Origin of the sequence: Jiella avicenniae (assembly GCF_021390325.1) — a bacterium.
Lineage (GTDB): Bacteria > Pseudomonadota > Alphaproteobacteria > Rhizobiales > Rhizobiaceae > Jiella > Jiella avicenniae.
The window spans coordinates 1-1197 of the sequence record NZ_JAJUWU010000049.1; the positions used below are offsets into that span (position 1 = coordinate 1).

Here is a 1197-nt window from a genome sequence, read left to right on the forward strand (position 1 = left end):
CGCCGGCCGAAGACGCGGATGCTACTCGACGATCGCCGCGACGATGCCGGCGCCGACGGTGCGGCCGCCTTCGCGGATGGCGAAGCGCAGGCGCTCTTCCATCGCGATCGGAACGATCAGCGTGACGTCCATCGTCACGTTGTCGCCCGGCATCACCATCTCGGTGCCCTCGGGCAGCGTGCAGACGCCGGTCACGTCCGTCGTGCGGAAGTAGAACTGCGGCCGGTAGTTGGTGAAGAACGGCGTGTGGCGGCCACCCTCTTCCTTGGTCAGGATGTAGGCCTCGGCCTTGAACTTGGTGTGCGGCTTCACCGAACCCGGCTTGCACAGCACCTGCCCACGCTCGACGCCCTCGCGGTCGACGCCGCGGATCAGCGCGCCGATGTTGTCGCCCGCCTGGCCCTGGTCGAGCAGCTTGCGGAACATCTCGACGCCGGTCACCGTCGTCTTCTTGGTGTCGCGGATGCCGACGATCTCGACTTCCTCGCCGACCTTGATCACCCCGCGCTCGACGCGGCCGGTGACGACCGTGCCGCGACCCGAGATCGAGAAGACGTCCTCGATCGGCATCAGGAACGGCTGGTCGATCGGGCGCTCCGGCGTCGGGATGTAAGCGTCGACTTCCTTCATCAGCTCGCGGACGGCGTCCTCGCCGATTTCCTTATTCGAGTCCTCGAGGGCGGCCAGCGCCGAACCCTTGACGATCGGAATGTCGTCGCCCGGGAACTCGTAGGACGAGAGAAGCTCGCGAACCTCGAGCTCGACGAGCTCGAGCAGCTCGGCGTCGTCGACCTGGTCGACCTTGTTGAGGAAGACGACGATCGCCGGCACGCCGACCTGGCGGGCGAGCAGGATGTGCTCGCGGGTCTGCGGCATCGGGCCGTCGGCCGCCGAGCAGACGAGAATCGCGCCGTCCATCTGGGCCGCGCCGGTGATCATGTTCTTGACGTAGTCGGCATGGCCCGGGCAGTCGACGTGAGCGTAGTGCCGCGCCTCGGTCTCGTATTCCACGTGCGCGGTCGAGATGGTGATGCCGCGCGCCTTCTCTTCCGGCGCCGCGTCGATCTGGTCGTAGGCGCGGTACTCGCCGAAGAACTTGGTGATCGCCGCCGTCAGCGACGTCTTGCCGTGGTCGACGTGTCCGATCGTGCCGATGTTCACATGCGGCTTGTTACGCTCGAATTTGCTCTTGGCCAT

At 66.4% G+C, this 1197-nt stretch carries 1 protein-coding gene; it reads right to left on the reverse strand.

Annotated elements, in window-relative coordinates:
- Window positions 1–21 precede the first annotated feature (21 nt).
- Entirely contained in the window at window positions 22–1197 is a 1176-nt protein-coding gene (gene tuf, locus LZD57_RS23930; protein ID WP_233722094.1) for an elongation factor Tu, read from the reverse strand.

What these genes read in the sequence shown, in the direction of transcription:
- tuf (WP_233722094.1), bottom strand. Translation starts at nt 1,197, where the DNA reads ATGGCCAAGAGCAAATTCGAGCGTAACAAGCCGCATGTGAACATCGGC.